Raw genomic sequence first — 26,752 nt, 5'->3', positions numbered from 1 at the left:
CGGCGACGGCGGCGGCGAGCGCGCGGGCGAGCGCGCCGGGGGTGTCCTCGTCGACCTCGACCCGCCCGTCGGGTGCGACGGTGAGCCGGGCGCCGGGGGCGCTCAGCCGCACGGGGGGTCTTGTCGACATCTCGTCATTGAAGCAAGATTCAAACAAGTTGGAAAATTCCTCGTCACACACGCAGTCCAGAGTTGCATCTCGCTCCACCTGACCGGCCCCATCCCAGGACGTGACGGAGTCTGCATGCGCTGCACCTGCCCTGCCGGCCTGACTCAGGCCCCGTCGCTGCGCGCCGCCGTCGTGCTGGGCAACGCATGACCGGTCGCCAGCCGCGCGTAGCCGAGCACGAGGTCCACTGCGGCCGGTGCGTCGATGGTCGGGTGCCCGGCCACGATGCGGTAGCCGTAGGCGTCCTCCAGCGCGACGATCGTGCGGGCCACCGTGCGGGCCGGCTGGCCCAGGTGGAACACGCCCTGGGCCGCGCCCTGCTCCAGCACCACCTCGTACATGCCGACCTGCCGGTCGAACAGCGAGGTGAGCAGCGAGGCGTGCACCGGGTGCCGGCCCGCCGTGCCACCGATCTCGCACAGCAGCCGCACATCGACGTCCTCGGAGTCCACCGGCAGGCCCGACACGACGAGGTCGACGAGCCGGTCGACCGGGCCGTCGAGCGCCTCCAGCCGGTGCTGGCGCTCGGAGTAGAAGCGCTCCATGCTGGCCACGCAGGCCTGCAGCAGAAGGTCGGAGACCTCGGGGTAGTGGTAGAGCACGGTGCCCGGCGAGACGCCGGCCTCCTCGGCGACGTGCGTGAGCTGCACGCCGTCGATCCCGTGCTGGGCGATCGCGCGCTGCGCCGCCGCCCGCAGCTGGTCCTGGCGGGCCTGCCGCTGCCTGCTGCGCGCCACCGACCTGCCCTTTCCTCGCCCCGGCCCCCGGGGCTCCTGAGCAGCGATCCAACCACAGGCCCGACCTCGCGCACCGTGACGGGAGCACCTCGATGAACCAGCCGCGCACCTTCCTCTTCATGCCGGAGAGCGCCTACGGCCCGACGAACAACTGCATCGGCATCGCCGACGAGCTGGTGCGCCGCGGGCACCGGGTGGTGTTCGCCGCCGAGTCGTCCTGGGCCGGACGGCTCACCCCCTACGGCTTCGAGGAGGAGCTCGTCGACTTCGCCCCGCCGCCGCCGGAGGACGCCGGGGAGCAGGACGCCGGGCAGTACTGGCGGGACTTCGTGCGCGACACCGCCCCGCAGTTCCGGCGCAGCACGCGCGAGCAGCTCGAGACGGTGATCGCCCCCATCTGGTCCGGGGCGATCGACGGCGTGCGGTACTGCGAACCGGCGCTGCGCGAGCTCGTCGCGCGCGTCGCCCCCGACGTCATCGTCGAGGACAACGTGCTGCAGTTCCCGGCGCTGCTCACCGCGGGGGTGCCGTTCGTGCGGATCGTGTCCTGCCAGCCGCTCGAGGTGAAGGGGCCGGGTGTGCCGCCGGTGTTCTCCGGGCTGCCCGCCGCCGATACGAGCGACTGGCCCGCCTACCTGGCCGAGTGCGAGCGCGTGCACCGGCAGATCTGGTCCGACTTCGACACCTGGAGCCAGGCGCAGGGCGCCCCGCCGCTGCCCGACCTGGAGTTCATCGCCCCCGGCGACCTCAACCTCTACGTCTACCCGCAGGAGGCCGACTACACCGACGTCCGGCCGCTGGACGCCACCTGGCACCGGCTCGACTCGTGCGTGCGCCGCACCGAGCAGACCCCGCAGCTGCCCGACGGCTGGGTGGGCGGCGACGTGCCGCTCGTCTACTTCTCGCTCGGCTCGCTCGGCAGCGCCGACGTCGAGCTCATGCGCCGGGTGCTCGCCGTGCTGGCCACCACGCCGTACCGCTACGTCGTGTCCAAGGGCCCGCTGCACGAGGAGATCGAGCTGGCCGACAACCAGTGGGGTGCCCCGTTCGTGCCGCAGACCGCGATCCTGCCGCTGGTCGACGCGGTCATCACGCACGGCGGCAACAACACCACCACCGAGTCGCTGCACTTCGGCCGGCCGATGGTGCTGCTGCCGCTGTTCTGGGACCAGTACGACAACGCCCAGCGGATGGACGAGCTCGGGTTCGGCATCCGGCTGGACACCTACGGGTTCGCCGACGAGGACCTGGTCGGCGCGCTGCGCACGGTGCTCACCGACGAGGCGCTGCGCACCCGCGTCGCGCAGGTGGGCGCCGATGTGCGGGCCCGCGACGGTCTGCGCCGGGCGGCCGACCTCATCGAAGGAGCAGCACGATGACCGTGACCAGCCCGGCCCCCACCGTCGCGCACGCGCTGCAGGACGCCGCACCGCGGGTGTTCTGGTCCGACCGGCCCGACGCACCGCCGGCCCGGCCCCCGCTGCTCGGGCGCACGACGGCCGACCTCGTCGTCGTCGGCGGCGGGCTCACCGGGCTGTGGGCCGCGTACCGGGCGGTCGAGCGCGGCGAGCACGCCGATGTGGTGCTGCTCGACGCCGAACGTGTCGGGTTCGGTGCCTCGGGGCGTAACGGCGGGTTCATCTCCTCCTCGCTCACGCACGGGCTCGCGCACGGTGAGTCCATGTGGCCCGGGGAGGTGGCACAGCTGCACGCCGCCGGGGAGGCGAACCTCGCGCAGATCGTGGCCACCGTGGCCGCGGAGGGGATCGACGCCGGGCTGGACCTGTGCGGCAAGACCACCGTCGCGGTCGCCGACTGGCAGGTCGAGGCCCTGCGCGCCGGGTACGAGCGGGCGCTGCGGTACGGCGAGGACGTGCAGTGGCAGGACGAGGAGCAGGTGCGCGCCGACGTCGCCTCGCCCACCTACCTGGCCGGGCTGCGCACCCGGTCGGGTGGTGGGCTCGTCGACCCGGTGCGGCTGTGCTGGGGCCTGGCGGCCGCCGCGGAGCGCCGCGGGGTGCGCATCTACGAGTCGACCACCGTCGAGGGCGTCGAACGGGACGGCACCGGGGTGCGGGTGAGCACGACGTCGGGCACGGTGCACGCCCGGCAGGTGGTGGTGGCCACCGCGGCCTACCGCTCACCGCTGCGCCGGCTCGACCACTACGTGCTGCCCGTCTACGACCACGTGCTGGTCACCGAACCGCTGTCCGACGCCCAGCTCGCCTCGATCGGCTGGTCGGCGCGTCAGGGGCTCACGGACGCCGGCAACCAGTTCCACTACTACCGGCTCACCGCGGACAACCGCATCCTGTGGGGCGGGTGGGACGCGATCTACCACCGCGGCGGCTCCACCGACCCGCGCCAGGAGCAGCGCTGGCCGTCCTTCGTCACGCTCGCCGAGCACTTCTTCACCACGTTCCCGCAGCTGGAGGGCACCGTGTTCACGCACCGCTGGGCCGGTCCGATCGACTCGACGAGCCGGTTCACCGCGATGTACGGCACGGCCGTCGGCGGCCGGGTCGCCTACGCCGTCGGGCACACCGGGCTGGGGGTGGGCGCCTCGCGGTTCTCCGCCGACGTCGCGCTCGACCTGCTCGCCGGCCGGCCGACGGAGCGCACGTCGTACCGGATGGTCACCCGCAGACCGGTGCCGTTCCCACCCGAACCGGTGCGTGACCCGGTGGTGCAGGTCACCCGCTCCAGCCTGCTCGCGGCCGATGCGCACGAGGGCCGGCGCAACGCCTGGCTGCGGCTGCTCGACCGGTTCGGCGTGGGGTTCGCGTCATGAGCCGCGAGATCGTCGACCCGGCGACCGGGCTCGTCGTCGACCACGTGCCGGACTCCACGCCCGAGCAGGTGAGCGCCGCGACCGCGGCGGCCCGGGCGGCCCAGCGCGCCTGGGGCGAGCGGACCGCGGGGGAGCGGGCCCTCGTGCTGCTGCGCCTGGCCGACCTCGTCGAACGCGACGCCGACCGGCTCAGCGAGCTCGAGGTCGCCGACTCGGGCAAGCCGTGGACCACGATGCGCGACGGTGAGCTGCCGTTCGCGGTGGACAACCTGCGGTTCTTCGCCGGGGCGGCCCGCTCGTTGGAGGGCACGGGGGCCGGGGTGCTCTCGGCCGGGTACACCTCGGTGCTGCTGCGCCGCCCGGTCGGGGTGGTCGCGGCGGTCACGCCCTGGAACTTCCCGCTCATCATGGCGGTGTGGAAGGCCGGGCCGGCGCTCGCGGCCGGCAACGCCGTGCTCGTCAAACCCGCACCGAGCACCCCGCGCAGCACGATCGCGCTGGCCGAGCTCGCGCTGGAGGCGGGGCTGCCCGAGGGGCTGTTCCAGGTGGTCACCGGGGACGGCGCCGTCGGCCAGCAGCTGGTCGCCGACCGCGACGTCGACATGATCTCCGTGACCGGCTCGACGAGCACCGGGCAGGCCGTCATGGCCGGTGCGGTGCCGGGGGTCAAGCGGGTGCACCTGGAGCTCGGCGGCAAGGCGCCGGTGCTCGTGCTGGGGCAGGCCGACGTGGCCGCGATGGCGCACGCCGTGGCGATGGGCGGGCTGTACAACACCGGCCAGGACTGCACGGCGGCGACCCGGGTCTACGTGGTGCGCGAACGCTTCGACGAGGCGGTGGACGCGCTGCGCGCCCAGGTCGAGGCCGTCGTGCCCGGGCCGCCGCGCGACCCGGCGACGGCGATCGGGCCGTTGGCCTCGTTCGCGCACCGGGAGCGGGTGGCCGGGTTCGTCGACCGGGCCCGGGCCGCCGGTGCGCAGGTGCTCACCGGTGGGTCCGCACCGGAGGGGCCGGGGGCCTACTACTCGCCGACCCTCGTGGTCGGCGCGGCCCAGGACTCCGAGCTGGTGCAGGGCGAGGTGTTCGGCCCGGTGCTCGCCGTGCTGCCGGTGGACGACGAGGACGACGCGGTGGCGCACGCCAACGACAGCCGGTACGGCCTGGCGTCCTCGGTGTGGACCAGCGACGTGGCCCAGGCGCTGCGCGTCTCGCACCGGCTCGACGTGGGCGTGACCTGGGTGAACGACCACCTGCCGATCGCCTCGGAGGCGCCGCACGGCGGGGTCAAGGGGTCGGGTTTCGGCAAGGACATGAGCCATGAGCCGCTGCTCGACTACTCGGTCACCCGGCACCTCATGATCCGGCACGCGCCGCCGCCGGAGACGACGGGGTTCCGGCCGGCCTGAGCGGTCGGCGCGGGCCGCGGACCTGCGTCGACGGGCCGCGTCGGCCGCCGCTGCCGGGCGGGGCAGCGCCGGGTGGCCGGGGCCCGCTCCGCCCGGCGTTCGGCTGGTCGTCATCGACTCGCCCCCCGCGCGTCAGCGGCCGGTCGGACAGGGGTGCTGTGCTGCGCATGTGCGGGTCGCGATCATCGCCGAGTCCTTCTTGCCGCAGGTCAACGGGGTGACGAACTCCGTGCTGCGGGTGCTGGAGCACCTGCGGCGCACGGGTCACGAGGCCATCGTGCTGGCCCCGGGCACACCCCCGGCGAGCGCGTCCGGGGCGCGCGTGGTGCCGCTGCGCTCGGTGCCGATGCCGGGGTACAGCCAGTTCCGGGTGGGGGTGCCGTCGGCCCGGGCCATCGCCCGTGAGCTCGCGGCGTTCGCGCCCGACGTGGTGCACCTCGCCTCACCGTTCGCCACCGGGTGGTCGGCGGTGCGCGCCACCGGCCGGCTCGACCTGCCGACGGTCGCCGTCTACCAGACCGACATCGCCGGGTTCGCCGGCCGGTACCACCTGGGTGCCGCGGTGGAGGGTGCGTGGCGGATGGTCCGCACGATCCACGACCAGGTGGACCTCACGCTCGCCCCGTCCCGGGTGGCCATGGCCTCGTTGGAGGAGCACGGCGTGCCGCGGGTGCGGCTGTGGGCGCGGGGGGTGGACACCGAGGCGTTCTCCCCGGCGCACCGTGACGCCCGGCTGCGCGCGCGGCTCGCGCCCGGGGGCGAGGTGCTCGTCGGGTTCGTCGGGCGGCTCGCGGCGGAGAAGCAGGTGGAGGACCTGGCGGCGCTCGACGGGTTGCCGGGGGTGCGGGTGGTCGTCGTCGGTGACGGTCCCGAGGGGGAGGACCTGCGCCGCGCGCTGCCGCAGGCCGTGTTCCTGGGCCAGCTCACCGGCCCGGAGCTGCACCGGCTGGTCGCGAGCCTCGACGTGGCGGTGCAGACCGGACCGTACGAGACGTTCTGCCAGTCGGCGCAGGAGGCGCTCGCGGCCGGGGTGCCGGTGGTGGCGGTCGGTGCCGGCGGGGTGGCCGAGCTGGTGGACCCCAGCCGCACCGGGTGGCTCTACCCGCCGGGTGACCTCGCGGCGCTGCGGGCAGCGGTCGCCGACCTGGCCGGTGACGAGGCAAAACGTCAGGCGATGGGCCAGGCCGCGCGCCAGCAGGTGCGGGGGCGCACGTGGCAGGTGGTCGGGGAGCAGCTGCTCGGGCACTACGAGGACGCTGTCGCGCACCGTCGCGCGGGCGTCGTGGTGCGGTGAGGCAGCCGTGCACATCGTCCACCTGACCAACGCGTACGCGCCGGCCTCGGGCGGGGTGCGCACGGTGGTGCACGCCCTGGGCGCCGGGTACCGCGAGCGCGGGCACCGGTTCACGCTCGCCGTCCCGGCGGAGCGTGCCGGGGTCGACGACGAGCCGTGGGGGACGCGGTTGCGGATCGCCGGCCCGCGGGTACCGGGGACGGACGGGTACCGGCTGCTCGTCGACCGGCGGGCGGTGCTGCGGGCGCTGGACGATCTGGCGCCGGACCGGGTGGAGGTCTCCGACCGGTTCACGCTGCGCGCGGTCGGCGGCTGGGCGCGCACGCGCGGGGTGCAGGCGGTGATGCTGGCGCACGAGCGGCTCGACGGGCTCGTCGAGTCGCTGGCCGCGGTGCCCGGGCCGGTGGCCCGGGCGCTCACCGACCGGCACAACCGGCGCTGGGCGGCGGCGTTCGACGCGGTGGTGGTCACCTCGCCGGTCGCGGCGCTGGAGTTCGACCGGATCGCGGTGCCGACCGTGCGGGTGCCGCTCGGCGTCGACCTGGAGCTGTTCACCCCGGCCCGGCGCACCCGGCCGCTCGACCCGGACGATGTGGTGCTGGTGCTGTGCAGCCGGTTGTCCCCGGAGAAGGAGCCGGCCGTGGCGGTCGAGACCCTCCGGCTGCTGCGCGCCGAGGGCGTGCCGGCCCGGCTCGTGGTGCTCGGCGACGGGCCGGAGGCTGCGTCGTTGGCCCGTCGGGCGCGGGGGCTGCCGGTGACGTTCACCGGGTTCGTGCCCGACCGGACCGCCGTCGCGGATCTGCTCGCCGACGCCGATGTGGTGCTCGCGCCCGGGCCGTTGGAGACGTTCGGGCTCGCGGCGCTCGAGGCGATGGCCTGCGGCACCCCGGTGGTCGCGGCGCGCGGGTCGGCGGTCGAGGCGTTGACGGCGCAGGCCGGTGGGCCGCCTGGTGCGGTGGATGCGGCGGGGTTCGCTGAGGCGGTGCGGGCGCTGGTGAGTGGAGCCGGGGCCGCAAGCGGTGCACGTGCGGCGGCGCGGGCGGTCGCCGAGCAGCTGGGCTGGGCGGCGACGGTGGACCGGATGCTCGCGCTGCACGGTGTGCCGACGACGGTGCGGGCCGGGGCATGAGCCTCGACGTGAGCGGTTGCTACGGCGCCCCGGACGCGCCCCTGGTGATCCCGCACCGGGCGGGGGCCGGGCTGGCGACGGAGAACACGGTGCGTGCGGCGCGTCGGTCGCTGGCCCTCGGCCACCGCTACCTGGAGACCGATGCGCGCACCACACGTGACGGTGTGGTGGTCGCGTTCCACGACCGGACGGTGGGCCGCCTGGCCGGTGCCGGTGGCGCGATCAGCGCCCTCACCTGGGACGAGGTGCAGCGGCTGCGGTTTCGCGACGGCACCCGGGTGGCCCGGCTGGATGCGTTGCTCACCGCCTGGCCTGGGGTGCGCTGGGCCATCGACATCAAGGACCCGTTGACCCTGCCGGCGCTGCTCGACGTGCTGCGGTCCACCGGGGCGACCCGGCGGGTGTGCCTGGCCGGGACGCGTGACCGGTGGCTGGCGGCGGCCCGCGACGGGCTGGGCGAGGGGCTGGCGACGGCGCTGGGCTGGGAGTCGATCGGCCGGTTGCTCGGCTGGGGGCGGTTCCGGCCGCCGGGTCACGGCCCGTCGTACGTGCACGTGCCCTACCCGCTCGTGCGTGGCGGTGGTGCCCGACGGGTCGTCGCCCGGGCGCGCGACGCCGGGCTGCGCACGGTGGTCTGGGGTCTGGACGACCCGTCGGCGATGCACCGGCTGCTCGATGCGGGCGTCGACGGCCTCATCAGCGACCGCGCCGATGTGCTGCGCGAGGTGATGGTGGCCCGGGGTGCGTGGGCGCCGACGGGTCCGCGAGCCGGGGCGCAGCGCGTGGGGCTCGACCCGCAGGCGGGTGAGCGGGTGGTGGGCCGGTCGGCGCTGCCTCAGCGCGCGGGGTCCGACCCGCAGGCGGGTGAGCGGGCGGTGGGCCGGCCGACGCTGCCTCAGCGTGCGGGGCTCGACCCGCAGGTGGCGGGCAGCGGGGTCGGGACGACGGGCTCCGGTGCGGTGACGCTCGACGGCCCGGCGGGCGCGTTGCGCGCCGCGCGTTCCTGACCGAGCACGACGCCGGCGAGCAGCAGCCCGGCGCCGAGCAGCTGACGGCCCGAGAGTCGTTCCCCGGCGAGCCCGGCGCCGAGCAGCACGCCGGTGAGCGGGTTGGCCAGCCCGATGAGCGCGAGGTCGGAGGGCCCGAGGCGGGCCAGCCCGGCGAACCACAGCAGGTAGGCGACGGCGGTCGCGATGACGGTGAGGTACCCGAACCCGAGCAGCGAGGTGCGGTCGAGCACGGGCGGCGCACCTTCGACGAGGGCGGCGACCGGCAGCACGAACAGTCCGCCGGCGACGAGCTGCCAGGCGGTGGCGGGCAGCACCGCGATGGTCCCGTCCTTGGCGGTCCACCGGGCCATGAGCACGTAGCCGACCGAGGACATGGTCATCGCGCCGACGGCGGCGGCGATCCCGCGCGGGTCCACCGCATCGGGCCCGGACCACAGCATGAGCACGACGCCGGCCAGCCCGAGCAGCGCCCCGCCGACCCCGGCGACGCGCAGCCGCCGGCCGAGCAGCACGGCGGACAGCCCCATCATCACCAGCGGTGAGGCGGCCATGACGACCGACGCGATGCCGGTGGGCAGCAGCTGGGCGGCCAGGTAGACGAGGGCGAAGAAGGCGCCGGTGTTGAGCATGCCGAGCACGGCCGAACGCCACCACCAGGCCCCGCGCGGCAGCCGGCGGGCGATGAGCAGGAGCAGCAGCCCGGCGGGCAGGGCGCGCAGCACGGCGCCCCACAGCGGGGAGTCGGCGGGCAGCGTGTGCCGCGTGACGTAGTAGGTCGAGCCCCAGACCACGGCGGGGATGAGCGTGAGCAGCCGCCACCGCAAGATACCTTCCATGGAAGCGACTATACCTTCCTTGGAAGATATAGTCGGGGCATGACGACGGACAAGGTCGCCCGCATCCAGGAGCAGTGGGCCCGCGAACGCCCTGACCAGGACTTCTCCCCGATGGGCGTGATCGGCCGGCTGCACCTGGTGGCGGCCCACCTCACTGCCGAGCTGGTGGCCGTCTATGCCCAGTTCGGGCTCACCGAGGCCGAGTTCGACGTGCTCGCCGCCTTGCGCCGCTCACCCGACGGCTGGGCCCCCAGCGAGCTGGCCGACGCGACGATGGTCACCACCGGCGGCATGACCAAGCGCCTCGACCGCCTGCAGGCCGACGGCCTCGTCGAACGTCACCGCGCCCCGGGCGACGGCCGCGCCCGCGTCGTGCGCCTCACCCCGGCCGGCCGCGACCTCATCGACCGCGCCGTGACGGCCCACGTGGCGAACGAGCGCCGCCTGCTCGACGAGCTCGGTGAGGACTCCGCGAGGGCGTTGGAGCCCGCGCTGCGCACGTGGCTGGCGCGGTTCGAGCCGGAGGTGTGAGGGCGGGTCAGGCCGCCGGCCCGGCGCCGGTGCAGACGGGGGACTCGACCCCGTCGGCCTCGACCCAGGCCGTCCAGGTCCACTCCGGGCCGATGAGCTTGAGGGCGTCGGGGGACAGCGTCGTCGTCGGGTCGCTGCCGGAGGGGTCCGTGACGAGCGGGAAGCTCTCGGAGCGGCTGACTCCGTCGGCACCTGTCACCGTCACGTGTAGGTTCGCCGACTCGTCGGGGGGAGCGTGCCGTGCAGGGCCTAGGTGACCGAGACGGACCGCACGGGCGGTGCGGTCGGCCGTGTGATGCCAAGCCGCGTGGTCGTCACGATGGTCGTCGTCTGGTGCAGCGTCGCGCCGGCCAGGCTGGTGCTCCCGGTGTCGGGGGCGGTCATCGTGCACCGCGCCTCGGCGGCCGCGCCGTCGACGTTGCTGGAGTACCCCACGCTGAGCAGCACGCCCAACCCGCAGGCGACGGCGCAGACCCTGGTCGCCCACGGCTGCCAGCCGGGTGCCTGCGCGGCCTCCCAGACGAGCGGCGGCCCGGCGTGGGCGGCCGCGTCGGCGCGGGGCGTGAACCACCGGTGCGGCAGCGGCCGCCGGGTGACCAGCACGACGCTCCCGACGATGCTGTCGGCGAAGGTCTTGCGCTTCGGGTGCCAGAGCGGTCGCAGATACCCGATGAGCAGGATCGCGTCGAGCAGATGGACCAGCCACCGAAGCAGCGTCCTGACCAGGCCGAGGGGGCGCGCATCGGCCTCGCGCACCACGGCGATCCCGACGACGAGCTTGCCCGGGGTCGCCCCGACGTACGCCTGCATGGCGACCGCCACCACGAGCATCGCGATGATCCACGGGTTGTGGATCCACGGCGCGCCCGCCGGGGCGTGGCTGACGGTGATGATCTGCGGACCGAGGAACGGGAAGCCCCCGCCGAGCCCCGGCAGCACGAGGAACGTCAGCCCCGAACCGAGCGCGGCGTCGAGCACCGAAGCCACCACCCGCCTGGACCAGCTCGCATAGACGGGCACACGCTCGTCAGGCGGCGCAGCCAGCGCAGCGGTGTCGACGGACGTGCCCCCCGGAAGCGTCACGGGTTCATGGTGGCGGATGGGAGTGCCTGGTGCGAGGGGTTGGTGGCGGCGGGAGTGGCCGGGCGTGGTCGAGTCTCGACCGACAGATCCCTGATCTGGAGCGAGGGGAACTACAGCACTCGCCTTGGCGACGGGTCGGCAAGGCGCCCCCCTTCCGGTGAGCCCGCGACCTGCACCCGCGGCTGCTTGGCATCCAGTTCCGCGTCGTGGTCCTGGTCTAGCGACTCGCCACCGGCGTTCATCCGATCGCCGAGCGTGGCCCTGCACTGCGCCGGCTCCACCGGGCGGTCCACTTTCGGCCAGGGACGGTGCTCCGCACCAAGGTCCTAGGCCCCCGCGCGGGGGTGCCCGGTCGCCCCGCCTCCGCTCCGGGCTGTCGCTCCGCTATCGGATGGACGCCTCAGCCTGTGCCCGGTCCCGACGAGCGCTTGGGTGCGGTGGCGTTCGTCTGTCCCGAGCGGGTCAGCGGGCGGGGCGCGCGCTCGGCGCTGGCGCGCCGTGGGCGCGCCCCGCCCCCGCCATCCCCTCACCGGGGCGCGCCCGGCCCGCACCGGCTCCCCGGGTGCCGTCGAAGCCTCCCGAGTTACGTTGCTGCTTCAACTCAATAGTGCCGCCTACTGCGGCGCTTCACTCAGGAGGCGAGTGCCTCGGGGCACCGCAGACTCCGCCTATCACTTGCCAAGACGCCTATAGACTCGGACTGCAAGAAGTGACGCAATCTGAACAAATGTCACCTCGCTCAGAACGAACTCCGTGAGATCCGGATATGCAATGTAGAAGTATGTGAGCAGCAAGACTGTCAAAGCTGCCGCGAAGGCGCCGATGGCAATCCTGTCGTCCTCCGTGATATCTCTCTCGCCCTGGCAAACCTCCTCCGCTAACGTTTCCAACTCGGCAAGCGTCTCGCTCGGTCTCTTCGAAATGTCAAGAGCATCGACGAGATCACTGAACGCCTCCGCCACCTCAACTCTCGGTCGCGGATACCTCGTACTCTGAACCTGCGAAATCCCCTCGAGCAGCCCCCTGCTGAAGTCGGCCGCAGAGAACGATTCTCGGAACATCTTCGACGTGTCGAACGATGCAAGCGACTCTCGGAAGAACTTCGACGTGTCAAGCCCGGAATACGCAGTCGCGAACATCTTCGACGTGTCGAACGAGTCCCGGAACACCTTCGAGGTGTCAAGCCCGGAATACGCAGTCGCGAACATCTTCGACGTGTCGAACGAGTCCCGGAACACCTTCGACGTGTCGAACGATGCAAGCGACTCTCGGAACATCTTCGACGTGTCAACCCCGGAAAACGCAGTCGCGAACATCTTCGACGTGTCGAACGAGGCGAGCGAGATTTGGAGCGACTCCGGATCGGTGGGATCGCGGTCGCCTCTAGCCTCGCTCGAACTCTGAGTGGACTCCTTCGGCACGTCACCGTCCATTCCAGGAATTCCATTGTCAGCCATCCGTCGATCATACCGCCGGATGGTCAGCTCGGCTTGGTGCCTTCTCGACAATGCCCTGACTGCACGAGGTGCCGCGGGGTGAATCGAGAGCTTGTCGGGTTGGCGACCCGTGTCGTCCCGTTGGCCAGGTCGACGCCCTTGGGACACCGTCACCTGGATGGGCACGGTCGCGGCTCGACTACTCCTCGATGAGCCGTGTCCCGATCAGTGCGGCGAGCTCGGTCGGGTCGCGATGCCGGTCGTAGCGCCGCAGCGCTTCGACGTAGAGCTGCTTGTCGACGTCCCAGTCGTAGACCGCAGGTGGCTCGGCCGCGTCTTGCGCCGCGAGAAAGACCAGATCAGCGAGCAGTCGTGTCGAGCGTCCGTTGCCGTCGACGAATGGGTGGATGCGGACGAGGTCAGCGTGCGCAGCGATCCCGAGCTGTGCCGCTGTCCAGTCGTCCGTGTTCTCCCAGCGGTACCGAAGAGTGTCGAATGACGCCCGAGTTTCCATCGCGATCTGTTCGGGCGCCACGCCGATGTTGGTCTCGAGCTTTCGTTGCCGGCCTGCCCAGGCCCAGATCGCGCCGTACATCTGCCGGTGCAGGTCGCGGAGGAAGTGGTCCGTCAGCAGATCGTCCAGCGAGATCTCGTCACCCAGGACCGCCACCGAGAGGGTCTCTCGCACACGGGTCTCGAAGGCCTGTTCGAGGTCGTAGACGTCCAGCTTCGTCGGCGGGTCTGGGAGCACCGCCCGCGCGTCCGGTATCAGAGCCGTGAGCTCGTCGTGCGGGAGCGGGGTCTCGCCGTACCCGGGGGTCGGACCGCTCACGCAGGGCGGCGGGTCTTCGCGGTCACGTACTGGTCAGACGTCGCGGACCTGACGAAGCCGTCCGGCACGACTCGGCGCTCCAGCTTCGCCGAGACCTGGGCGGACTTGGCGGCGGAGCGCTTCACTGCACTCGGTTCGACGACGCGGCGTGCCATTGCTCCACCTCCGACCGGTCTGGGTTGCCACGATCGATCGTAGTCCGCAGGTTCGCGGCAGTCAGGTGTGCGGAGCGCACCGGAGGTCCAGGGGCCGCCTCAGCCCCGTCGCGCCCCCACCACATACCCCCGCACCAGCACCACCGTCTGCTCGATCAGCTCCGCATCCCCGTCGGCGTGAACCGCGAATGCATCCCGCAGCAACGCGTCCACCGCGACGAACACGGTCCGCGCCACCGCCTCCGGCGCGGCGCGCCCATCAGCCCCCAGCAACTCACCGACCTTCGTCGTCATCCGCTGCCGGTGCTCCGCGGACGCCTCGTCTCGCTGCCCACCGCGCAGCGCCCGCACCCCGGACGTGGCCCGGAACACCTCGCACATCGCATTCACCGTCGTGGCCACCGGATCATCCAGCGACCCGGCCCGATCGGCGGCCAGCACCTCGTCGAGCGCCGTCTCCAACCGGGCGTGGTAGAGGTCGGCGAGGGCCGCGGTGATGGCCTCGCGGTCGGGCAGGTACTGGTGCAGGGTGCCGACGGGCAGGTCGGCCTCGGCGGCCACGGCGGTGATGGTGAGGGCGTCGGCGCCGTCGCGGTCGAGCACACGTTCGGCGGCGGCGAGGGCGCGTTCCACCTTGTCGCGGGAGCGGGTCTGGGTGGGGGAGCGACGCAGGCGCACACCGTCCAGGTTCATCGGCTCTCCCTCGAGACCACCCAAAAATCAGACTTGACTCGGGTTTGGTTCGACCCGAGAATCCGAGTATGGCGCAACGAAGCGACATCCTCGCGGCCCGCACGTCCGTGGCCGCCGCCTGCCGGCAGCTCGCCGAGCAGGGCCTGTTCATCGGCACCGCCGGCAACCTCTCGATGCGGGTGGGCGACCTCGTCGCCGTCACCGCCACCGGGCTGGTGCTCGCCCAGGCCACCCCGGACGACATCAGCGTGGTCGACGCGTCCGGCACCGTCGTCGAGGGCGAGCTCGCCCCCACCTCGGAGGTCGACCTGCACCTCGGCGTGCTCGCCCACCACCCAGCCGGGGCTGTCGTGCACACGCACGCCCCGTGGGGCACCGCGCTCTCGCTCGTGCTCGACGAGCTGCCGTGCGTGCACTACCAGCAGCTCGTGCTCGGGGGAGCGGTGCCCGTCGTCCCGTTCGCGGTGTTCGGCAGCCCCGAGCTCGCCGCCTCCGTCGACGCCGCGCTCACCGGGCGGCAGGCGGTGCTCCTGGCCAACCATGGGACGGTGACCACCGGATCGGACCTGTCCGCCGCCGTGCAGAACGCCGTGCTGCTGGAGTGGGTGTGCGCGCTGTACGCCCGGGCCCGCGGCGTCGGCGAGCCCCGGCCGCTGACCCCCGCCGACCAGCAGGCCGTCGTCGTCGCCGCCACCGCGCGCGGCTACGGCCGCACCCACAAGGCGGCCCAGGCATGAACGTCCCCGAGACCGTCGAGGCGCTCGGCGCCCCGATCGCCCTGGGCCGCACCGCCCAGATCTACGGTCTGCCCGACGCCCGGGTGCTCAAGCTCTACGCCGCCGGCGTCCCGCTGGCCGAGGTCGCCACCGAACGCGCCAACTGCGACGAGGCCGTCGCCCTGGGCGCCACCCCCATCGTCTGCCACGGGCAGGTGGAGATCGAGGGGCGGCACGGCCTCGTCTTCGACGCGGCCAGCGGCGGCTCGCTCAACTCCCTCGCCGAGCGCAACATCCTCAAGCTGCGCGAGGCCGGCCGGGTCCTCGCCCGCGAGCACGTGCGCGTGCACCGCTGCCGCACCGACGCCCACGACGACGTCCGCGAGGTCGCCGTCGGGCTGCTCGACAGGCCCGTCTTCGACTTCCTCGGCACCGACGGCCGGGCCCGCACCGCCGACCTGCTGCGGGCGCTGCCCGACGGCGACGTGCTGCTGCACATGGACTTCCACACCCAGAACGTGTTCGCGCAGGGTGCCGGCTGGGCCGTCATCGACTGGCAGACCTCGATGCGCGGGGCCGCCGCGTGCGACGTCGCCTCCACCATGCTGCTGCTGCGCGACGCCGAGCTGTGGCCCGGCACCCCGCGGCTCAAGCAGCTGCTCTACGACACCGTCCGGCGCGCCCTGGCCGCCGCCTACCTGGCGGAGTACCTGCAGCGTTCCGGCATGGACCCCCAGGAGGTCGAGCGCTGGCGCCTGGCCGTCCTGGTGCTGCGGATGGGCACCTGGCAGATCGCCAGCGAGCAGGAGCGGTTCGCCGCCCAGGTGCGTGAGCTGATCGGAGCGAGCTGATGACGACGACGATGCGCCGGGCCGTGCTCGACGAGCTGCCTGCGGTCGACGGGCGCGGGGTCGACGGGCCCGGCCTCGACGTGCTCGTCGTGGGGGCCGGCATCACCGGTTCGGCCGTGGCGTACGAGGCTGCCTCGCGCGGGCTGAGCGTCGCGGTGCTCGACAAGGGCGACGTCGGCGCCGCGACCTCGGCGGCCACCGGCAAGCTCATCCACGGCGGGCTGCGCTACCTCAAGAAGCTCGAGGTGGGCCTGGTCTACGAGTCGCTCGCCGAACGGCGCATCATGGCCGACATCGCCCCGCCGTACGTCTACCCGTGCCCGACGGTGCTGCCCAACACCGGGCTCGTGGAACGGCTCGGCCTCACCGCGTACGACGTGCTCGCCACCAGCTGGCGCAAGCCCTGGGACCCGGACAAGACGCTGCCCCGGCACCGGCACATCCGGGGCGCTGAGGCCGCCCGTCGCTCCGTGCCCGAGGTGAGCGAGGCGCTGCTCTACCACGACGCGATCATGCCCGACCCGGAACGGCTCACCCTGGCCTTCCTGCGCTCGGCCGTCGCGCACGGCGCCCACGTCGCGACGTACGCGCAGGTCAGCGAGCTGCTGGTGGAGGGCGCAGCCGTCGTCGGCGCCCGGGTGCACGATCTGCTCACCGGGACCGAGCACACCGTGCGCGCCCGCGTCGTGGTCAACGCTGCGGGCCCCTGGGTGCACGACCTGCTGTCCGCCTCCGCCGCCACGGCCGGGGTCGCCGGACCGGAACCGCAGGTGCGCTCGGAGGGCATCTACCTGCTCACCCGCCAGCTCACGCCGCAGATGACGCTGTTCTACGGCAAGCACGGGCACTTCAGCTTCGCCCCGTGGCGCGGGCACTCGATGATCGGCCCCACCGAGACGCCCTACCACGGCGCCGTCGACGACTGGCGGCTCACGCAGCGCTCGATCACCGACTTCCTCGACGTCATCAACCGCATCGCGCACCTGCCGCAGCCGCTCACGCTGGCTGATGTGCAGTACGCCTGGGGCGGTCTGCGCCCGCTCACCGAGACCGCCGGGGCTGACACCTACGGCGCGTCACGGGCCAGCGAGACCGTCGACCACGCGCACGACGGGCTGGAGGGCCTCGTCACGGTGGCCGGCGGCAAGTACACGACGAGCCGGGCCTTCGCCCAGCACACCGTCGACCTGCTGAGCCGCAAGCTGCGCACCCCGGTGCGGGCCAGCGCCTCGGCCCGCACCTACCTCGACGCCTGCGCCATCCCGCGGCTGGAGCCGCACGTGCGGGCGATGGTCACCCAGCACCCGCACGTCGACCCGCGCACCGTCGAGCACCTGGTGCGGCACTACGGCACCGATGCACCCGCCCTGCTCGCGCTGGCCGCGACCGACCCGGCGCTCGCCGACCCGCTGGACGAGGACGGCGAGGTGCTCGCCCAGGTGCTGTGGGCCGTGCGGCACGAGATGGCCCCGCACCTGGTGGACGTCTTCCTGCGCCGCACCGGTCTGGGCACCCTGGGGCGTCCGTCCGACGACGTGCTCGCCCGGGCCGCGGCGGTGGCCGCCACCGAGCTGGGCTGGGACGACGCCCGGGTCGACGACGAGGTCGCGGCCGTCGTCGCGGCCACCGAGCTGCCGGTCGACGTGCGGACCCCGGCCGCCGGGTAGGGCCGCCCTGGCGCGGCGCCGCCACCCGATGCCGGCCGCCCGTCCGCAGCGCCGCTCGGGCGGGGCCCCGACCAGTCGGAGCCCCGTCCGAGCTCAGCTCAGGACGGCCGAGTAGCCGTTGATCGCCGGCTGCCCGCCGAGGTGGGCGAACAGCACGGTGGAGTCGGCCGCGATCTCGCCGCTGCGCACCAGCTCGATGACCGCGGCCATCGACTTCCCCTCGTACACCGGGTCGGTGATCATGCCCTCGGTGCGGGCGGCCAGCCGGATCGCGGCGATCGTGGTCTCGTCCGGGATGCCGTAGGTGCCGGCGTGGAACCGCTCGTCCAGCTCGACGTCGTCGAGGGTGAGCTCGCGGCGCAGGCCGATCTTCGCGCCGGTGTCCTGGGCGATGCGCAGCACCTGGTCACGGGTCTGGGCGGGCTTGGCCGAGCCGTCGATGCCGAGCACCCGGCGGGGCCGGGCGCCGTTCTCCTCCGCGCGGGCGAACCCGGCGACCATGCCGGCCTGGGTGGACCCGGTCACCGAGCAGACGACGACGGTGTCGAAGAACACCCCGAGCTCGGCCTCCTGCTGCGCGACCTCATCGGCCCAGCCGGCGAACCCGAGCCCGCCGAGTGGGTGGTCGCTGGCCCCGGCGGGGATCGCGTAGGGCGTGCCGCCCTCGGCCTCGATCTGGGCGAGCGCCTGCTCCCAGGACTCCTTGAACCCGATGCCGAACCCGGCCTTGACCAGCCGCACGTCCGCCCCGGCCAGCCGTGAGATGAGGATGTTGCCGACCTTGTCGTAGATCGAGTCGGGCCAGTCCACCCACGACTCCTGGACCAGCACGCACTTCAGGCCCGCGTGCGCGGCGACCGCGGCCACCTGGCGGGTGTGGTTGGACTGCACCCCGCCGATCGAGACGAGCGTGTCGGCCCCCTTCGCGAGGGCGTCGGCCACCAGGTACTCCAGCTTGCGGGTCTTGTTGCCGCCGAACGCGATGCCGGAGTTGCAGTCCTCGCGCTTGGCCCAGACCGCGGCGCCGCCGAGCTGCGCGGTGAGCCGGTCGAGCCGGTGCACGGGGGAGGGGCCGAAGAGCAGCGGGTAGCGGGGGAAGTCGGCGAGCGAAGTCATGGGATGTCCTGTCGTCTCTGGGATGTCAGTGCAGGGCGATGGGGTGGTTCCGCGGCTCTGGGAGAAGGGAGGACGTGTGGTTCGGGGCGGCCGGCGTCACAGCGCGGACCAGATGCGGCCGGTGATCGCCACGGCCTCGTCGACCCGACCGTCGACGACGGCCTCGATGAGCTCGTCGTGCACCGCCGCGGAGGTCCTGCCCTGGGCCGCGGTGAAGCGCCGACGCTCCAGCCGGCGGATCGTCGGGGTGTAGCGGTCGATGGTCGAGGCCACGGCCCGGTTGCCGTACCGCGCGACGAGCACCGCGTGCAGCGCGTCGTCCGCATCGAGCGCCCGGTCCGTGTCCCCGTCCTCGATCGCTGCTCTGAACTGCGCGTTCGCCGACCTCATCGCCTCGATGTCCGCGCTCGTCGCCAGGGCAGCGCCCTCGCGGGTGGCCAGCTGGTGCATCGCGCCGACCACCGCGAGCGCATCGCGGACGGCCGCGAGGGTGACGGGGGTGACCCTGGTGCGGCTCTGCGGCTTGGACTCGACCAGCCCCTCCTCGACCAGGCGCGCGAGGGCCTGGCGCACCGGCGCGACCGACAGCCCGAGGTCGCTCGCCAGGCGCGTGTCCTTGATGACCTGACCCGGCTCGAGGCGTCCGCTGACGATCGCGTCGCGCAGCAGGTCGGTCGCCTGGTCGCGCAGCAGGACGCGCTCGGTGGTGCTCACGTCTGATATTTCAGTCGTGCGGGAGAGGGGCTGTCAAGAGCCCCGTCGGAGGGTTCAGCCCAGGCAGCCGGCCAGGAACGTGTCGACCGCGGGGGTGACCACCTGGTCGCCGGGTGCGCCGAGCAGCGCGTTGAGGTCCTGGTGGCTGGCGTCGGGCGCGTCCACCAGGGTCGCCTGGTGCGGTCCGGCGGCCGTGACGGCGTGCGCGTACGAGGTCGCGTCGGCGACCCGCGCGGGCATCCCGCGGGTGACCACCAGGGTGGCCGGCACCGGGCCGCCGACGGCCTGCAGCCGCAGCGTCGGCGAGGCCTGGGCGAGGGTCGCCGGGTCGTCGCCGAACGCCGTGCGCACCATCCCGGAGATGCCCGGGTCGGGTGCGGTGAGGTCGTAGGACGCGGCGTCGAGCGTCACGAGGCAGGCCAGGTCGGTGCGCTGCCGGCTGTGCGCGGCCAGGTACACCGGGTCGGCGAGCACCTCGGCGGCCAGGTGCGCCCCTGCCGAGTGGCCGAGCAGCGCGATGTGGGCCGGGTCGATGCCGAGCTGGTCGGTGCGGGCGAGCACCCAGTCGAGCGCCGCGGCCACGTCCTGCGCCGGTTCGGGCCAGGTGGGGGCGTCGGTGGCGAGCCGGTAGTTGACCGAGACCAGGACGCGGTCGTGCTGCGCGGCCCAGGCGGCCTTGGTCGTCATCGTGTCGTTGGCCTTGTCGCCGGTCTGCCAGGCGCCGCCGTGCACCCACACGAGCGCGGCCCGGCCGCCGGTGGGGGCCGGGCCGGCGGGGGTGTAGACGTCGAGGCTGAGCAGATTCGGGTCCACACCCGCGATCTGCTCGTACGGGTAGGTCACCGGTGTGGGTGCGGACACGGTCGGAGCCGGGGCGGCGGGGGCGGCGGGGCTGTCGGCGCGCGCACCGGGGCGCTGGCACCCGCTCAGGGCCAGTGCCGCCACGGTGAGCGCGCAGGCGAGGGCCACGGCGCGGGACGAGCGGGCGGTGCGGTTCGCGTTTCTCATGGCTCCGGGGTGCTCGGTGGCGGGGTTCGTCCGTCGACGGCCGGGTGGTCAGCGACTGCCGGCGGACCTGAGCCTGTCACCCGGGCCCGGCGGTTCGGCCGTGCACCACGTCAGCGTCGTGTAAAGGTCGCCCGGTAGTCGGCAGGGGGCACGCCGACGGCGGCACGGAAGTGATGGCGCAGCAGTGCGGCGGAGCCGAAGCCGCACAGCCCGGCGATCGACTCGAGGTCGCGGTCGGTCTCCTCGAGCAGCGCGCGGGCGTGCTGCACGCGCTGCGCGGTGAGCCAGCGCGCCGGGGTGGTGCCGGTCTGCTCGACGAACCGCCGGGCGAAGGTGCGCGGCGAGGTGTGGGCGCGCCGGGCGAGCGAGCTCACGGTGTGCGGTTCCGCGAGGTTCTCGGTGGTCCAGGCGAGCACGTCGCGCAGGGCGTCGTCGTCGCACGCGGGCACGGGCGCCACGATGTACTGCCGCTGGCCGCCGTCGCGCTGCGGTGGCACCACCATGCGCCGGGCGATCGTGTTGGCCACGGCCGCGCCGTGCTCCTGACGCACCACGTGCAGGCACGCATCGATGCCGGCCGCGGTGCCGGCGCTGGTGACCACCTGCCCGTCGTCGACGAACAGCACGTCGGGGTCGACGTCGAGGTGCGGGTAGAGCCGGGAGAGCGTGTCGGCGTACCGCCAGTGGGTGGTGACCTTGTGCCCGTCGAGGACACCCGCGGCGGCGAGCACGAACACCCCGGAGCACACGGAGAGCAGCCGGGTGCCGCGCGCGTACGCCGCCCGGACGGTGTCGAGCGCGCGCTCGTCGTAGGCGCCGGTGCGGATGGTGGTGGCGGGGACGGTGAGCAGGTCGACGTCCACCAGGTCCGCCAGCGTGTGCCGGGTCTGGAGGGTGAGGCCTACCGCAGCGCTGACCTGCGGCTGCGCCGAGGCGATGCGCAGCTCGACGGGTGGCACGCCCTCATCGGTGCGGTCGATGCCGAACACCTCGCAGACCACGCCGAACTCGAACATGGCGAGGCCGTCGACGAGCAGGGCGCCGACTGTGCGCAACATGGCGGTGAGCCTAGAGGTGTTGGCAGGATCTTGTCGATCGGTGTCGTTGCTGCCGCTGGTCGGCCGTGCCCGGCGCGCCCAGGCTGGTCGCATGTCCTCCTTCCTCGCCCTGGTCGCCGTGGTGCTGCTCGCGGTCCCGTTCGTCGTCCTGCTGCGCCGGCCCGGGTGGGGCGACGTGCGCGAGAGCCACCCGGATGCCGACCGGCTGGCCGCCGAGCAGGCGGCCGCGCGGTCGCGCAGCAGCGACGAGGACGCGGGGCCGCCACCGACCTGGCGGCCGGCGGCGTGAGCCGGTCGGGCGCGCCGGATCAGGCCCGGCCGCCCTCCGCCACCTGCTCGCGCAGCACGCGCGCCTCCCACGGCTCGAGCCGGCCCCACGCAGCGGCGGGGTAGTTCGACAGCACCGGGACGGCGTCCCGCCAGGTGTCGAGCTCCGCCGGCAGGTCGCGCGGCAGCCCCGAGCAGTTGGCCACGACGAGCAGCCGCGGGTGGCCGGCGAGCCGACGTTCGAACACCCACAGGTCCGGGTCGTCGGCCAGCAGCAGGTGGAAGGTCCCGTCGACCACCACGCGGTCCTCGTGCCGCAGCGCGATGAGCGCCCGGTAGTGCTCGAACACCGACCCGGCGACGCCCACCTGCGCGGCCGCGTTGAGCCAGGTGCGGTTCGGGTTGACCGGCAGCCACGGGGTGCCGGTGCTGAACCCGGCCTGCGGTCCGTCGTCCCACTGCATGGGGGTGCGGGCGTTGTCCCGGCCGTGGCTGCGCAGCCCGTCGAGCACGCGCTGCGGGTCGGCACCGGCGGCCTGCGCCTGCGCCGCGTAGTTGATCGACTCGATGTCGCGCATCGCCGTGACGTCCGGCCACGGCGCGTTCGTCATCCCCAGCTCCTCGCCCTGGTAGACGAACGGCGTGCCGCGGTGCAGGTGCAGCACGGTGGCCAGCGCGGTGGCCGACTCGCGCCACCAGCGGCCGTCGTCGCCGAACCGGGAGACGGCACGCGGCTGGTCGTGGTTGGACCAGTAGAGGCTGTTCCAACCGACCTCGCCCAGCCCGTCCTGCCAGCCGGCCAGGCTTGCCTTGAGCCGGGGCAGGGCGAGCGGCACCGGCTCGAACTTGGTGGCGCCGTGGTCCAGCGAGACGTGCTCGAACTGGAACACCATCGACAGCTCCTGGCGTGCCGGGTCGGTGAACAGCCGGGCGTCGGGCACCGTCACCCCGGGCATCTCGCCGACCAGCAGCAGGTCACCGGCCCGGTCGGCGAACACCTCCTGGTACATCTCGTGCAGGAACTCGTGGATGCGCGGACCGCTCGCGTAGTGCGGGAAGCCGTTGCCGTAGACGGCGCCGGGGGACACCTCGCCGTCGGGCAGCGCCGGGTCCTTGGAGATGAGGTTGATGACGTCCATCCGGAAGCCGTCGACGCCGCGGTCGAGCCACCACCGCATCATCGTGTGCACCGCGGCCCGCACCTGCGGGTTCTCCCAGTTGAGGTCGGGCTGCTTGGTCGCGAACAGGTGCAGGTAGTACGCGGCCGTGCGCTCGTCCCAGGTCCAGGTGGGGCCGGAGAAGAACGACTCCCAGTTGGTCGGCTCGGCCCCGGGTTCCCCGCCGGTGGTCCCCGGGCGGGCGGGCCGCCACCAGTACCAGTCGCGCTTCGGGTCGTCGGCCGACGAGCGGGCCGCGACGAACCACGGGTGCTCGTCGGACGTGTGGTTGACCACGAGGTCGAGCACGATGCGGATGCCGCGCGCGTGTGCCTGCTCGAGCAGCCGGTCGAGGTCGGCCGGGGTGCCGAAGGTCGGGTCGACGTCCTGGTAGTCGCTGATGTCGTAGCCGTTGTCGGCGTGCGGCGACCGGTAGACCGGGGACAGCCAGATCGCGTCGATGCCGAGCGCGGCCAGGTGGTCCAGGTGGGCGGTGATGCCGGGCAGGTCACCGATGCCGTCACCGTCGGAGTCGGCGAAGCTGCGCGGGTACACCTGGTAGACGACCGCCGACCGCCACCACGGCGCGGCGCCGGCCTCGGCCTCCGCCGCGTTCACCGCGCACCGTCCAGGTCGACGACGACCAGCTGCCACACGTGCAGCGGCGGCAGCGTGGCGACGGCGTCGAGCCCGTCGAGCCGCACCTCGACCGGCACGAGGTGCCCCTCGGCGTCGGGGTCGGCGACGAGCACCCGGGGCACGGCCGCACCGGCGCGCCGTACCCGCAGCGTGCCCGCACCGGGGTCGCCGACCTCGGCACGCGGGGCGTCCCACTCGGTGTCGGGCTGCCCCGTGAGGTTGACCAGGTGCACGACGAGCCGTCCGTCGACCTCGACGACCCGGCGCCACACCCCGCCCGCCGTCGCGACCTCGGTGGTCGGTGCCTGCGGGTAGGTGACGTCGAGCGCCTCGTTGTACGCCCCGACCCAGGCACCGGTGACGTCGACCGCGCGCGGGTCGAGCAGCAGCTCGTCGTGCGCCAGCAGGAAGTCGTACCAGCGGTGCAGCAGGTCGAGCGTCGAGGGCTCCGCCGCGTGGTTGCGCACGTAGTACGGGTCGACGAGCACGTGCCCGCTCTCGCCGGCGAGCAGCTGGGTGGCCCCGTGCGAGAAGAGGGTCGCCATGGTGAGCGCCGTCGCGGTGTCGGCGGCCTCGACCGGTGCGGTGTCGTAGACGTGCTGGTAGGCGGCGACCACGACGGGACGGCCCTGCCCGGCGGCCCGCGCCCGGGTGACCACCCGGGCGAGCGAGTCGAGCGTGCTGTGCGGCGGCCACACCTCGATGTACACCGCGTCCTGCGGGGCGTCGGCCGTGGCCCAGGTGGGGAAGTCGTTGACGTTGTTGAACACCAGCCGGGAGCCCGGCAGACCGCCGCGGGCGGCCTCGACGACCGATCGGAACGACCGGGCGAGGTCCACCGGGCTGCCGTCGACGAGCTGGGCGCGCCGCGGGTAGCCGTACTGGTCGAGGTGGAACCCGTGCAGCCCGACGGCGGCGACCGAGGCCTGCAGGTCGGCCACGAGGTGCTCCTGCCAGTCCGGGGCCGCCGGGTCGACGAGCTGGAGGAACCCGCCGAGCGACCACGCCGTGCCGTCGGCCGCCACCATCGCCCGGTGCGCCCAGCGCTCCCACTCCTCGTTGCCGACGGCGTACACCGCGGCGTAGCCGAGCGCGTCGGAGCCGAGGCCCGCGAGCCCCTCGACGAGCCGCCGGACGGTGGCCAGCGCGATGGGCTGGTCGAGCGCATCGGTGTACTGCTCGCCGCCGCCCACGAGGTCGGCGTGCCGGTAGGCCCAGTCGTAGAGCTGGACCGCGTCCAGGTGCAGCAGCCTCACCAGGTCGAGCACACCGTCGACGTCCTTGTCCGGGCGGTACGACGCGACGAACCCGTACCGCATCCGGGCCCGCGGTGCGGGGGTGACGAGGGCAGCGGTGCGGGCCGCCGTCGTGCTGTCGGTGCTGGTCAGCTCGATCCCGTAGCCGCCGGGCGGCAGCGTGCCCAGGTCGACGAGACCGGGCCCGTCGACCGGCGCCGAGGCCACCTCCGCGCCGAGGTGACGCACCACGAGCCGGCCCGTCGTACGTCCGCGCACCTCGACGACCACGGGGTGGTCGGGGGCGTACCAGGTCCTCGTGGGCAGGACGAGGACGGACGGCTGGGTGGTCATGGTGCTCCTGCAGGTGGTGGGTGAGGGGGCCGGTGGTCCCGAGGTCAGCTCTTGAGGGCGCCGTTGGTCAGACCGGCGACGAGCTGGCGCTGGAAGACGACGTAGACGATGACGACCGGGACGACGGCGATGACGGAGGCGGCGAACACGAGACCCCACGAGGTGCCGTGCTGGCCGCGGAACAGGGCGATGCCGATCGGCAGGGTGCGCTGCGACACGTCGTTGATGACGGTGAGCGCCCAGACGAACTCGTCCCAGCTGCCGAGGAAGGTGAAGATCGCGCACGTGGCCAGCGCCGGCTTGGACAGCGGCACGGCCAGGTCCCAGTACCGGCGCCACGGCCCGGCGCCGTCGATGAGCATCGCCTCGTCCAGCTCGGCCGGGATCTGCTCGAAGAAGGCCCGCAGCAGGAACGTGGAGAACGCGATCTGGGTGCCGACGTAGAACGGCACCAGACCGGGCAGCGAGTTGAGCAGCCCGAGGTTCTTGGCCAGCAGGAACTGGGGGATGATCAGCAGCATCGTCGGGATGGTGAGCCCCACGACGACCGCCGCGAACAGCACGCCGCGCCCCGGGAACCGGAACCGCGCGAAGCCGTAGGCCATCATCGAGGCGAGCAGCACGGTGCCCACGGTCGTGGCGACGGCGACCATCGAGGAGTTGAGGAAGTACCGGCCGAAGCTGTTCGCCCCCCACGCCTGGGCGTAGTTGTCCAGCGTCGGGTCGCTCGGGATGAGCCGGGGCGGGTACTCCAGCAGCAGGGTGTGCGGTTTGAGCGACGTGGACACCATGAACGCGAACGGCAGGGCGAGGACGAGCGCGCAGCCGATGAGCAGGGCGTAGCGCACCGCCGCGACCGTGACCCGTCGCCGCCGGGAGCCCGCGATCATGCCGCACCGTCCCGGGTGGCGCGCCGGGCCCACCAGTACTGCAGCCCGGAGATCACCAGGACGAGCCCGGTGAGCAGGAACGAGATGGCCGAGCCGTAGCCGAAGTCCAGGTACCCGAAGGCCTGCCGGTACATGTAGGTGAGCGGCACCTGGGTCTGGTCCAGCGGGCCGCCGTCGGTCATGAGCAGCACCGAGGTGAACACGTTGAACCCGCCGATGACCAGCAGGATGACGACGGTCGTCATGGCGCCGCGGATGTGCGGCAGGGACACGTGCCGGAACCGGCGCCAGGCGCCCGCGCCGTCGAGCGCGGCGGCCTCCTCCAGCTCGCGGGGGACCCCGGTGAGCGCGGCGAGGAAGATGAGCATCGACCAGCCGACGCCCTTCCAGATGCCGAGGGCGCTGATGGCGACCATCGCGGTCCAGCGCTGCCCGAGCCAGTCGACCGGCTGGTTGAGCACCCCGAGCACGTCGACGAGCAGGTAGTTGACGATCCCGTTGTCGGTGGCGAACAGGTACTGGAACAGCAGGGAGACGACGACCCAGCTGGTGACCACCGGCAGGTAGAAGAGCACCCGGAACAGCGTGCGTCCCGGCAGTGCGGTGTTGAGCAGGACGGCCAGCCCGAGTCCGATGACGATCTGGGTGGGCACGGTGGCCACCATGTAGACCGCGGCGTTGACGAACGAGCGCAGCAGCACCGGGTCGTGCAGGGCGCGGACGTAGTTGTCCAGCCCGATCCAGGGGCTGATCGCCCCGGGGGTGATCTTGTAGTCGCGCAGGCTGATGAGCAGCGCCTGCACCGCCGGGTAGGCGATGACGAGGGCGTAGAGCGCGAAGCCGGGCACGATGAACGCGAGCCCGGCCCACGCCGCCCGCCGACGGGGCGAGCCGGAGGTGCTCCGGCCCGCCCCGGCGGCGCCGGGGACGATCGACCCGATCGCGGGGGTCGTGGTGGTCATGATCGGTCCGATCGTT

27 protein-coding genes are annotated in these 26,752 nt (G+C 73.3%); 11 read left to right on the top strand and 16 right to left on the bottom strand.

The window, feature by feature from the left end; translation table 11 throughout:
• Positions 1–273: 273 nt before the first annotated feature.
• Positions 274–906, bottom strand: coding sequence for a TetR/AcrR family transcriptional regulator (locus tag F2B26_RS01065; protein ID WP_201292548.1), 633 nt, complete (start codon positions 904–906; stop codon positions 274–276).
• A gap of 92 nt (positions 907–998) precedes the next feature.
• Between F2B26_RS01065 and F2B26_RS01060 the strand changes: the two genes are divergently transcribed.
• The 6 genes from F2B26_RS01060 to F2B26_RS01035 all read left to right on the top strand — a co-directional run bounded on the left by F2B26_RS01060 (position 999) and on the right by F2B26_RS01035 (position 8,533).
• Positions 999–2,285, top strand: coding sequence for a glycosyltransferase (locus tag F2B26_RS01060; RefSeq protein WP_159805496.1), 1,287 nt, complete (start codon positions 999–1,001; stop codon positions 2,283–2,285).
• Entirely contained in the window at positions 2,282–3,697 is a 1,416-nt protein-coding gene (locus tag F2B26_RS01055; protein ID WP_159805494.1) for an NAD(P)/FAD-dependent oxidoreductase, read from the top strand. The genes F2B26_RS01060 and F2B26_RS01055 overlap by 4 nt, the downstream gene beginning before the upstream one ends.
• Positions 3,694–5,103, top strand: coding sequence for an aldehyde dehydrogenase family protein (locus F2B26_RS01050; protein ID WP_159805492.1), 1,410 nt, complete (start codon positions 3,694–3,696; stop codon positions 5,101–5,103). The genes F2B26_RS01055 and F2B26_RS01050 overlap by 4 nt, the downstream gene beginning before the upstream one ends.
• A 169-nt stretch (positions 5,104–5,272) precedes the next feature.
• Positions 5,273–6,397 carry a glycosyltransferase family 4 protein gene (locus F2B26_RS01045; RefSeq protein WP_159805490.1) on the top strand — a complete coding sequence of 375 codons (1,125 nt, stop codon included), beginning with the start codon at positions 5,273–5,275 and terminating at the stop codon, positions 6,395–6,397.
• A 7-nt stretch (positions 6,398–6,404) separates the two neighbouring features.
• Positions 6,405–7,526 carry a glycosyltransferase gene (locus tag F2B26_RS01040; RefSeq protein ID WP_159805488.1) on the top strand — a complete coding sequence of 374 codons (1,122 nt, stop codon included), beginning with the start codon at positions 6,405–6,407 and terminating at the stop codon, positions 7,524–7,526.
• On the top strand, positions 7,523–8,533 hold the full coding sequence (locus tag F2B26_RS01035) for a glycerophosphodiester phosphodiesterase family protein (RefSeq protein WP_159805486.1): 1,011 nt from the start codon (positions 7,523–7,525) through the stop codon (positions 8,531–8,533). The genes F2B26_RS01040 and F2B26_RS01035 overlap by 4 nt, the downstream gene beginning before the upstream one ends.
• Here F2B26_RS01035 and F2B26_RS01030 read toward each other — a convergent pair.
• Complete coding sequence (locus F2B26_RS01030) at positions 8,422–9,372, bottom strand: EamA family transporter (RefSeq protein WP_159805484.1); 951 nt, start codon at positions 9,370–9,372, stop codon at positions 8,422–8,424. The genes F2B26_RS01035 and F2B26_RS01030 overlap by 112 nt on opposite strands.
• Before the next feature lie 39 nt (positions 9,373–9,411).
• Here F2B26_RS01030 and F2B26_RS01025 point away from each other — a divergent pair, with 39 nt between their 5' ends.
• On the top strand, positions 9,412–9,903 hold the full coding sequence (locus tag F2B26_RS01025; RefSeq protein ID WP_159805482.1) for a MarR family winged helix-turn-helix transcriptional regulator: 492 nt from the start codon (positions 9,412–9,414) through the stop codon (positions 9,901–9,903).
• Between the two features lie 7 nt (positions 9,904–9,910).
• Here the strand turns inward: F2B26_RS01025 and F2B26_RS01020 are convergent, their stop codons facing one another.
• The 6 genes from F2B26_RS01020 to F2B26_RS00995 form a co-directional block, all read right to left on the bottom strand.
• The gene (locus F2B26_RS01020; protein ID WP_159805480.1) at positions 9,911–10,108 is read right to left on the bottom strand and encodes a hypothetical protein; all 198 of its coding nucleotides are present in this window, start codon (positions 10,106–10,108) and stop codon (positions 9,911–9,913) included.
• A gap of 44 nt (positions 10,109–10,152) precedes the next feature.
• Positions 10,153–10,986, bottom strand: coding sequence for an RDD family protein (locus tag F2B26_RS01015; protein ID WP_159805478.1), 834 nt, complete (start codon positions 10,984–10,986; stop codon positions 10,153–10,155).
• A gap of 671 nt (positions 10,987–11,657) precedes the next feature.
• Positions 11,658–12,443: a hypothetical protein gene (locus F2B26_RS01010; RefSeq protein WP_159805476.1), complete on the bottom strand. Its 786-nt coding sequence runs from the start codon at positions 12,441–12,443 to the stop codon at positions 11,658–11,660.
• A 178-nt stretch (positions 12,444–12,621) separates the two neighbouring features.
• On the bottom strand, positions 12,622–13,254 hold the full coding sequence (locus F2B26_RS01005; RefSeq protein ID WP_159805474.1) for a Fic family protein: 633 nt from the start codon (positions 13,252–13,254) through the stop codon (positions 12,622–12,624).
• Entirely contained in the window at positions 13,251–13,409 is a 159-nt protein-coding gene (locus tag F2B26_RS01000) for a hypothetical protein (protein WP_159805472.1), read from the bottom strand. Before F2B26_RS01000 ends, F2B26_RS01005 begins: the two co-directional genes overlap by 4 nt.
• Before the next feature lie 99 nt (positions 13,410–13,508).
• Positions 13,509–14,102, bottom strand: coding sequence for a TetR family transcriptional regulator (locus F2B26_RS00995; RefSeq protein WP_159805470.1), 594 nt, complete (start codon positions 14,100–14,102; stop codon positions 13,509–13,511).
• A 68-nt stretch (positions 14,103–14,170) separates the two neighbouring features.
• Between F2B26_RS00995 and F2B26_RS00990 the strand changes: the two genes are divergently transcribed.
• Genes F2B26_RS00990 through F2B26_RS00980 form a run of 3 tightly spaced genes read left to right on the top strand, consistent with a single transcriptional unit; the run spans position 14,171 to position 17,336 of the window.
• Positions 14,171–14,839 (top strand): class II aldolase/adducin family protein, encoded by a 669-nt coding sequence (locus F2B26_RS00990; RefSeq protein WP_159805468.1) that lies wholly within the window; start codon positions 14,171–14,173, stop codon positions 14,837–14,839.
• Positions 14,836–15,669, top strand: coding sequence for an aminoglycoside phosphotransferase family protein (locus tag F2B26_RS00985; RefSeq protein ID WP_159805466.1), 834 nt, complete (start codon positions 14,836–14,838; stop codon positions 15,667–15,669). The genes F2B26_RS00990 and F2B26_RS00985 overlap by 4 nt, the downstream gene beginning before the upstream one ends.
• Positions 15,669–17,336: a glycerol-3-phosphate dehydrogenase/oxidase gene (locus F2B26_RS00980; protein WP_201292547.1), complete on the top strand. Its 1,668-nt coding sequence runs from the start codon at positions 15,669–15,671 to the stop codon at positions 17,334–17,336. The genes F2B26_RS00985 and F2B26_RS00980 overlap by 1 nt, the downstream gene beginning before the upstream one ends.
• A 93-nt stretch (positions 17,337–17,429) precedes the next feature.
• On the opposite strand, the gene F2B26_RS00975 is transcribed toward F2B26_RS00980, so the two are convergent.
• The 4 genes from F2B26_RS00975 to F2B26_RS00960 form a co-directional block, all read right to left on the bottom strand.
• Complete coding sequence (locus tag F2B26_RS00975) at positions 17,430–18,452, bottom strand: 1-aminocyclopropane-1-carboxylate deaminase (protein WP_159805464.1); 1,023 nt, start codon at positions 18,450–18,452, stop codon at positions 17,430–17,432.
• Between the two features lie 96 nt (positions 18,453–18,548).
• Complete coding sequence (locus F2B26_RS00970; RefSeq protein WP_201292546.1) at positions 18,549–19,166, bottom strand: GntR family transcriptional regulator; 618 nt, start codon at positions 19,164–19,166, stop codon at positions 18,549–18,551.
• A 54-nt stretch (positions 19,167–19,220) separates the two neighbouring features.
• Complete coding sequence (locus F2B26_RS00965) at positions 19,221–20,174, bottom strand: alpha/beta hydrolase (protein WP_159805462.1); 954 nt, start codon at positions 20,172–20,174, stop codon at positions 19,221–19,223.
• 110 nt (positions 20,175–20,284) lie between these two features.
• The gene (locus F2B26_RS00960) at positions 20,285–21,232 is read right to left on the bottom strand and encodes a helix-turn-helix domain-containing protein (RefSeq protein ID WP_159805460.1); all 948 of its coding nucleotides are present in this window, start codon (positions 21,230–21,232) and stop codon (positions 20,285–20,287) included.
• A gap of 91 nt (positions 21,233–21,323) precedes the next feature.
• Here F2B26_RS00960 and F2B26_RS00955 point away from each other — a divergent pair, with 91 nt between their 5' ends.
• On the top strand, positions 21,324–21,521 hold the full coding sequence (locus F2B26_RS00955) for a hypothetical protein (RefSeq protein ID WP_159805458.1): 198 nt from the start codon (positions 21,324–21,326) through the stop codon (positions 21,519–21,521).
• 19 nt (positions 21,522–21,540) lie between these two features.
• On the opposite strand, the gene F2B26_RS00950 is transcribed toward F2B26_RS00955, so the two are convergent.
• Genes F2B26_RS00950 through F2B26_RS00935 form a run of 4 tightly spaced genes read right to left on the bottom strand, consistent with a single transcriptional unit; the run spans position 21,541 to position 26,736 of the window.
• Entirely contained in the window at positions 21,541–23,274 is a 1,734-nt protein-coding gene (locus F2B26_RS00950; RefSeq protein WP_159805456.1) for an alpha-glucosidase, read from the bottom strand.
• A complete protein-coding gene (locus F2B26_RS00945; RefSeq protein WP_159805454.1) occupies positions 23,271–24,884 on the bottom strand; it encodes a glycoside hydrolase family 66 protein in 1,614 nt (537 codons plus the stop codon). The genes F2B26_RS00950 and F2B26_RS00945 overlap by 4 nt, the downstream gene beginning before the upstream one ends.
• Positions 24,885–24,928: 44 nt before the next feature.
• Positions 24,929–25,774: a carbohydrate ABC transporter permease gene (locus F2B26_RS00940; RefSeq protein WP_159805452.1), complete on the bottom strand. Its 846-nt coding sequence runs from the start codon at positions 25,772–25,774 to the stop codon at positions 24,929–24,931.
• The gene (locus tag F2B26_RS00935; protein ID WP_159805450.1) at positions 25,771–26,736 is read right to left on the bottom strand and encodes a carbohydrate ABC transporter permease; all 966 of its coding nucleotides are present in this window, start codon (positions 26,734–26,736) and stop codon (positions 25,771–25,773) included. Before F2B26_RS00935 ends, F2B26_RS00940 begins: the two co-directional genes overlap by 4 nt.
• Positions 26,737–26,752 lie beyond the last annotated feature (16 nt).

It is taken from the genome of Cellulomonas citrea, assembly GCF_009829685.1.
Classification (GTDB): Bacteria; Actinomycetota; Actinomycetes; order Actinomycetales; family Cellulomonadaceae; genus Cellulomonas; species Cellulomonas citrea.
This window is presented reverse-complemented; position numbering and strand designations above follow the sequence as displayed.

Bases quoted from the DNA above. Each gene is read 5' to 3' on its own strand.
- F2B26_RS01060 (WP_159805496.1), top strand. From the start codon at position 999: ATGAACCAGCCGCGCACCTTCCTCTTCATGCCGGAGAGCGCCTACGGC.
- F2B26_RS01055 (WP_159805494.1), top strand. From the start codon at position 2,282: ATGACCGTGACCAGCCCGGCCCCCACCGTCGCGCACGCGCTGCAGGAC.
- F2B26_RS01050 (WP_159805492.1), top strand. From the start codon at position 3,694: ATGAGCCGCGAGATCGTCGACCCGGCGACCGGGCTCGTCGTCGACCAC.
- F2B26_RS01035 (WP_159805486.1), top strand. From the start codon at position 7,523: ATGAGCCTCGACGTGAGCGGTTGCTACGGCGCCCCGGACGCGCCCCTG.
- F2B26_RS01030 (WP_159805484.1), bottom strand. From the start codon at position 9,372: ATGGAAGGTATCTTGCGGTGGCGGCTGCTCACGCTCATCCCCGCCGTG.
- F2B26_RS01025 (WP_159805482.1), top strand. From the start codon at position 9,412: ATGACGACGGACAAGGTCGCCCGCATCCAGGAGCAGTGGGCCCGCGAA.
- F2B26_RS01010 (WP_159805476.1), bottom strand. From the start codon at position 12,443: ATGGCTGACAATGGAATTCCTGGAATGGACGGTGACGTGCCGAAGGAG.
- F2B26_RS01000 (WP_159805472.1), bottom strand. From the start codon at position 13,409: ATGGCACGCCGCGTCGTCGAACCGAGTGCAGTGAAGCGCTCCGCCGCC.
- F2B26_RS00995 (WP_159805470.1), bottom strand. From the start codon at position 14,102: ATGAACCTGGACGGTGTGCGCCTGCGTCGCTCCCCCACCCAGACCCGC.
- F2B26_RS00990 (WP_159805468.1), top strand. From the start codon at position 14,171: ATGGCGCAACGAAGCGACATCCTCGCGGCCCGCACGTCCGTGGCCGCC.
- F2B26_RS00985 (WP_159805466.1), top strand. From the start codon at position 14,836: ATGAACGTCCCCGAGACCGTCGAGGCGCTCGGCGCCCCGATCGCCCTG.
- F2B26_RS00980 (WP_201292547.1), top strand. From the start codon at position 15,669: ATGACGACGACGATGCGCCGGGCCGTGCTCGACGAGCTGCCTGCGGTC.
- F2B26_RS00975 (WP_159805464.1), bottom strand. From the start codon at position 18,452: ATGACTTCGCTCGCCGACTTCCCCCGCTACCCGCTGCTCTTCGGCCCC.
- F2B26_RS00965 (WP_159805462.1), bottom strand. From the start codon at position 20,174: ATGAGAAACGCGAACCGCACCGCCCGCTCGTCCCGCGCCGTGGCCCTC.
- F2B26_RS00960 (WP_159805460.1), bottom strand. From the start codon at position 21,232: ATGTTGCGCACAGTCGGCGCCCTGCTCGTCGACGGCCTCGCCATGTTC.
- F2B26_RS00955 (WP_159805458.1), top strand. From the start codon at position 21,324: ATGTCCTCCTTCCTCGCCCTGGTCGCCGTGGTGCTGCTCGCGGTCCCG.
- F2B26_RS00945 (WP_159805454.1), bottom strand. From the start codon at position 24,884: ATGACCACCCAGCCGTCCGTCCTCGTCCTGCCCACGAGGACCTGGTAC.
- F2B26_RS00940 (WP_159805452.1), bottom strand. From the start codon at position 25,774: ATGATCGCGGGCTCCCGGCGGCGACGGGTCACGGTCGCGGCGGTGCGC.
- F2B26_RS00935 (WP_159805450.1), bottom strand. From the start codon at position 26,736: ATGACCACCACGACCCCCGCGATCGGGTCGATCGTCCCCGGCGCCGCC.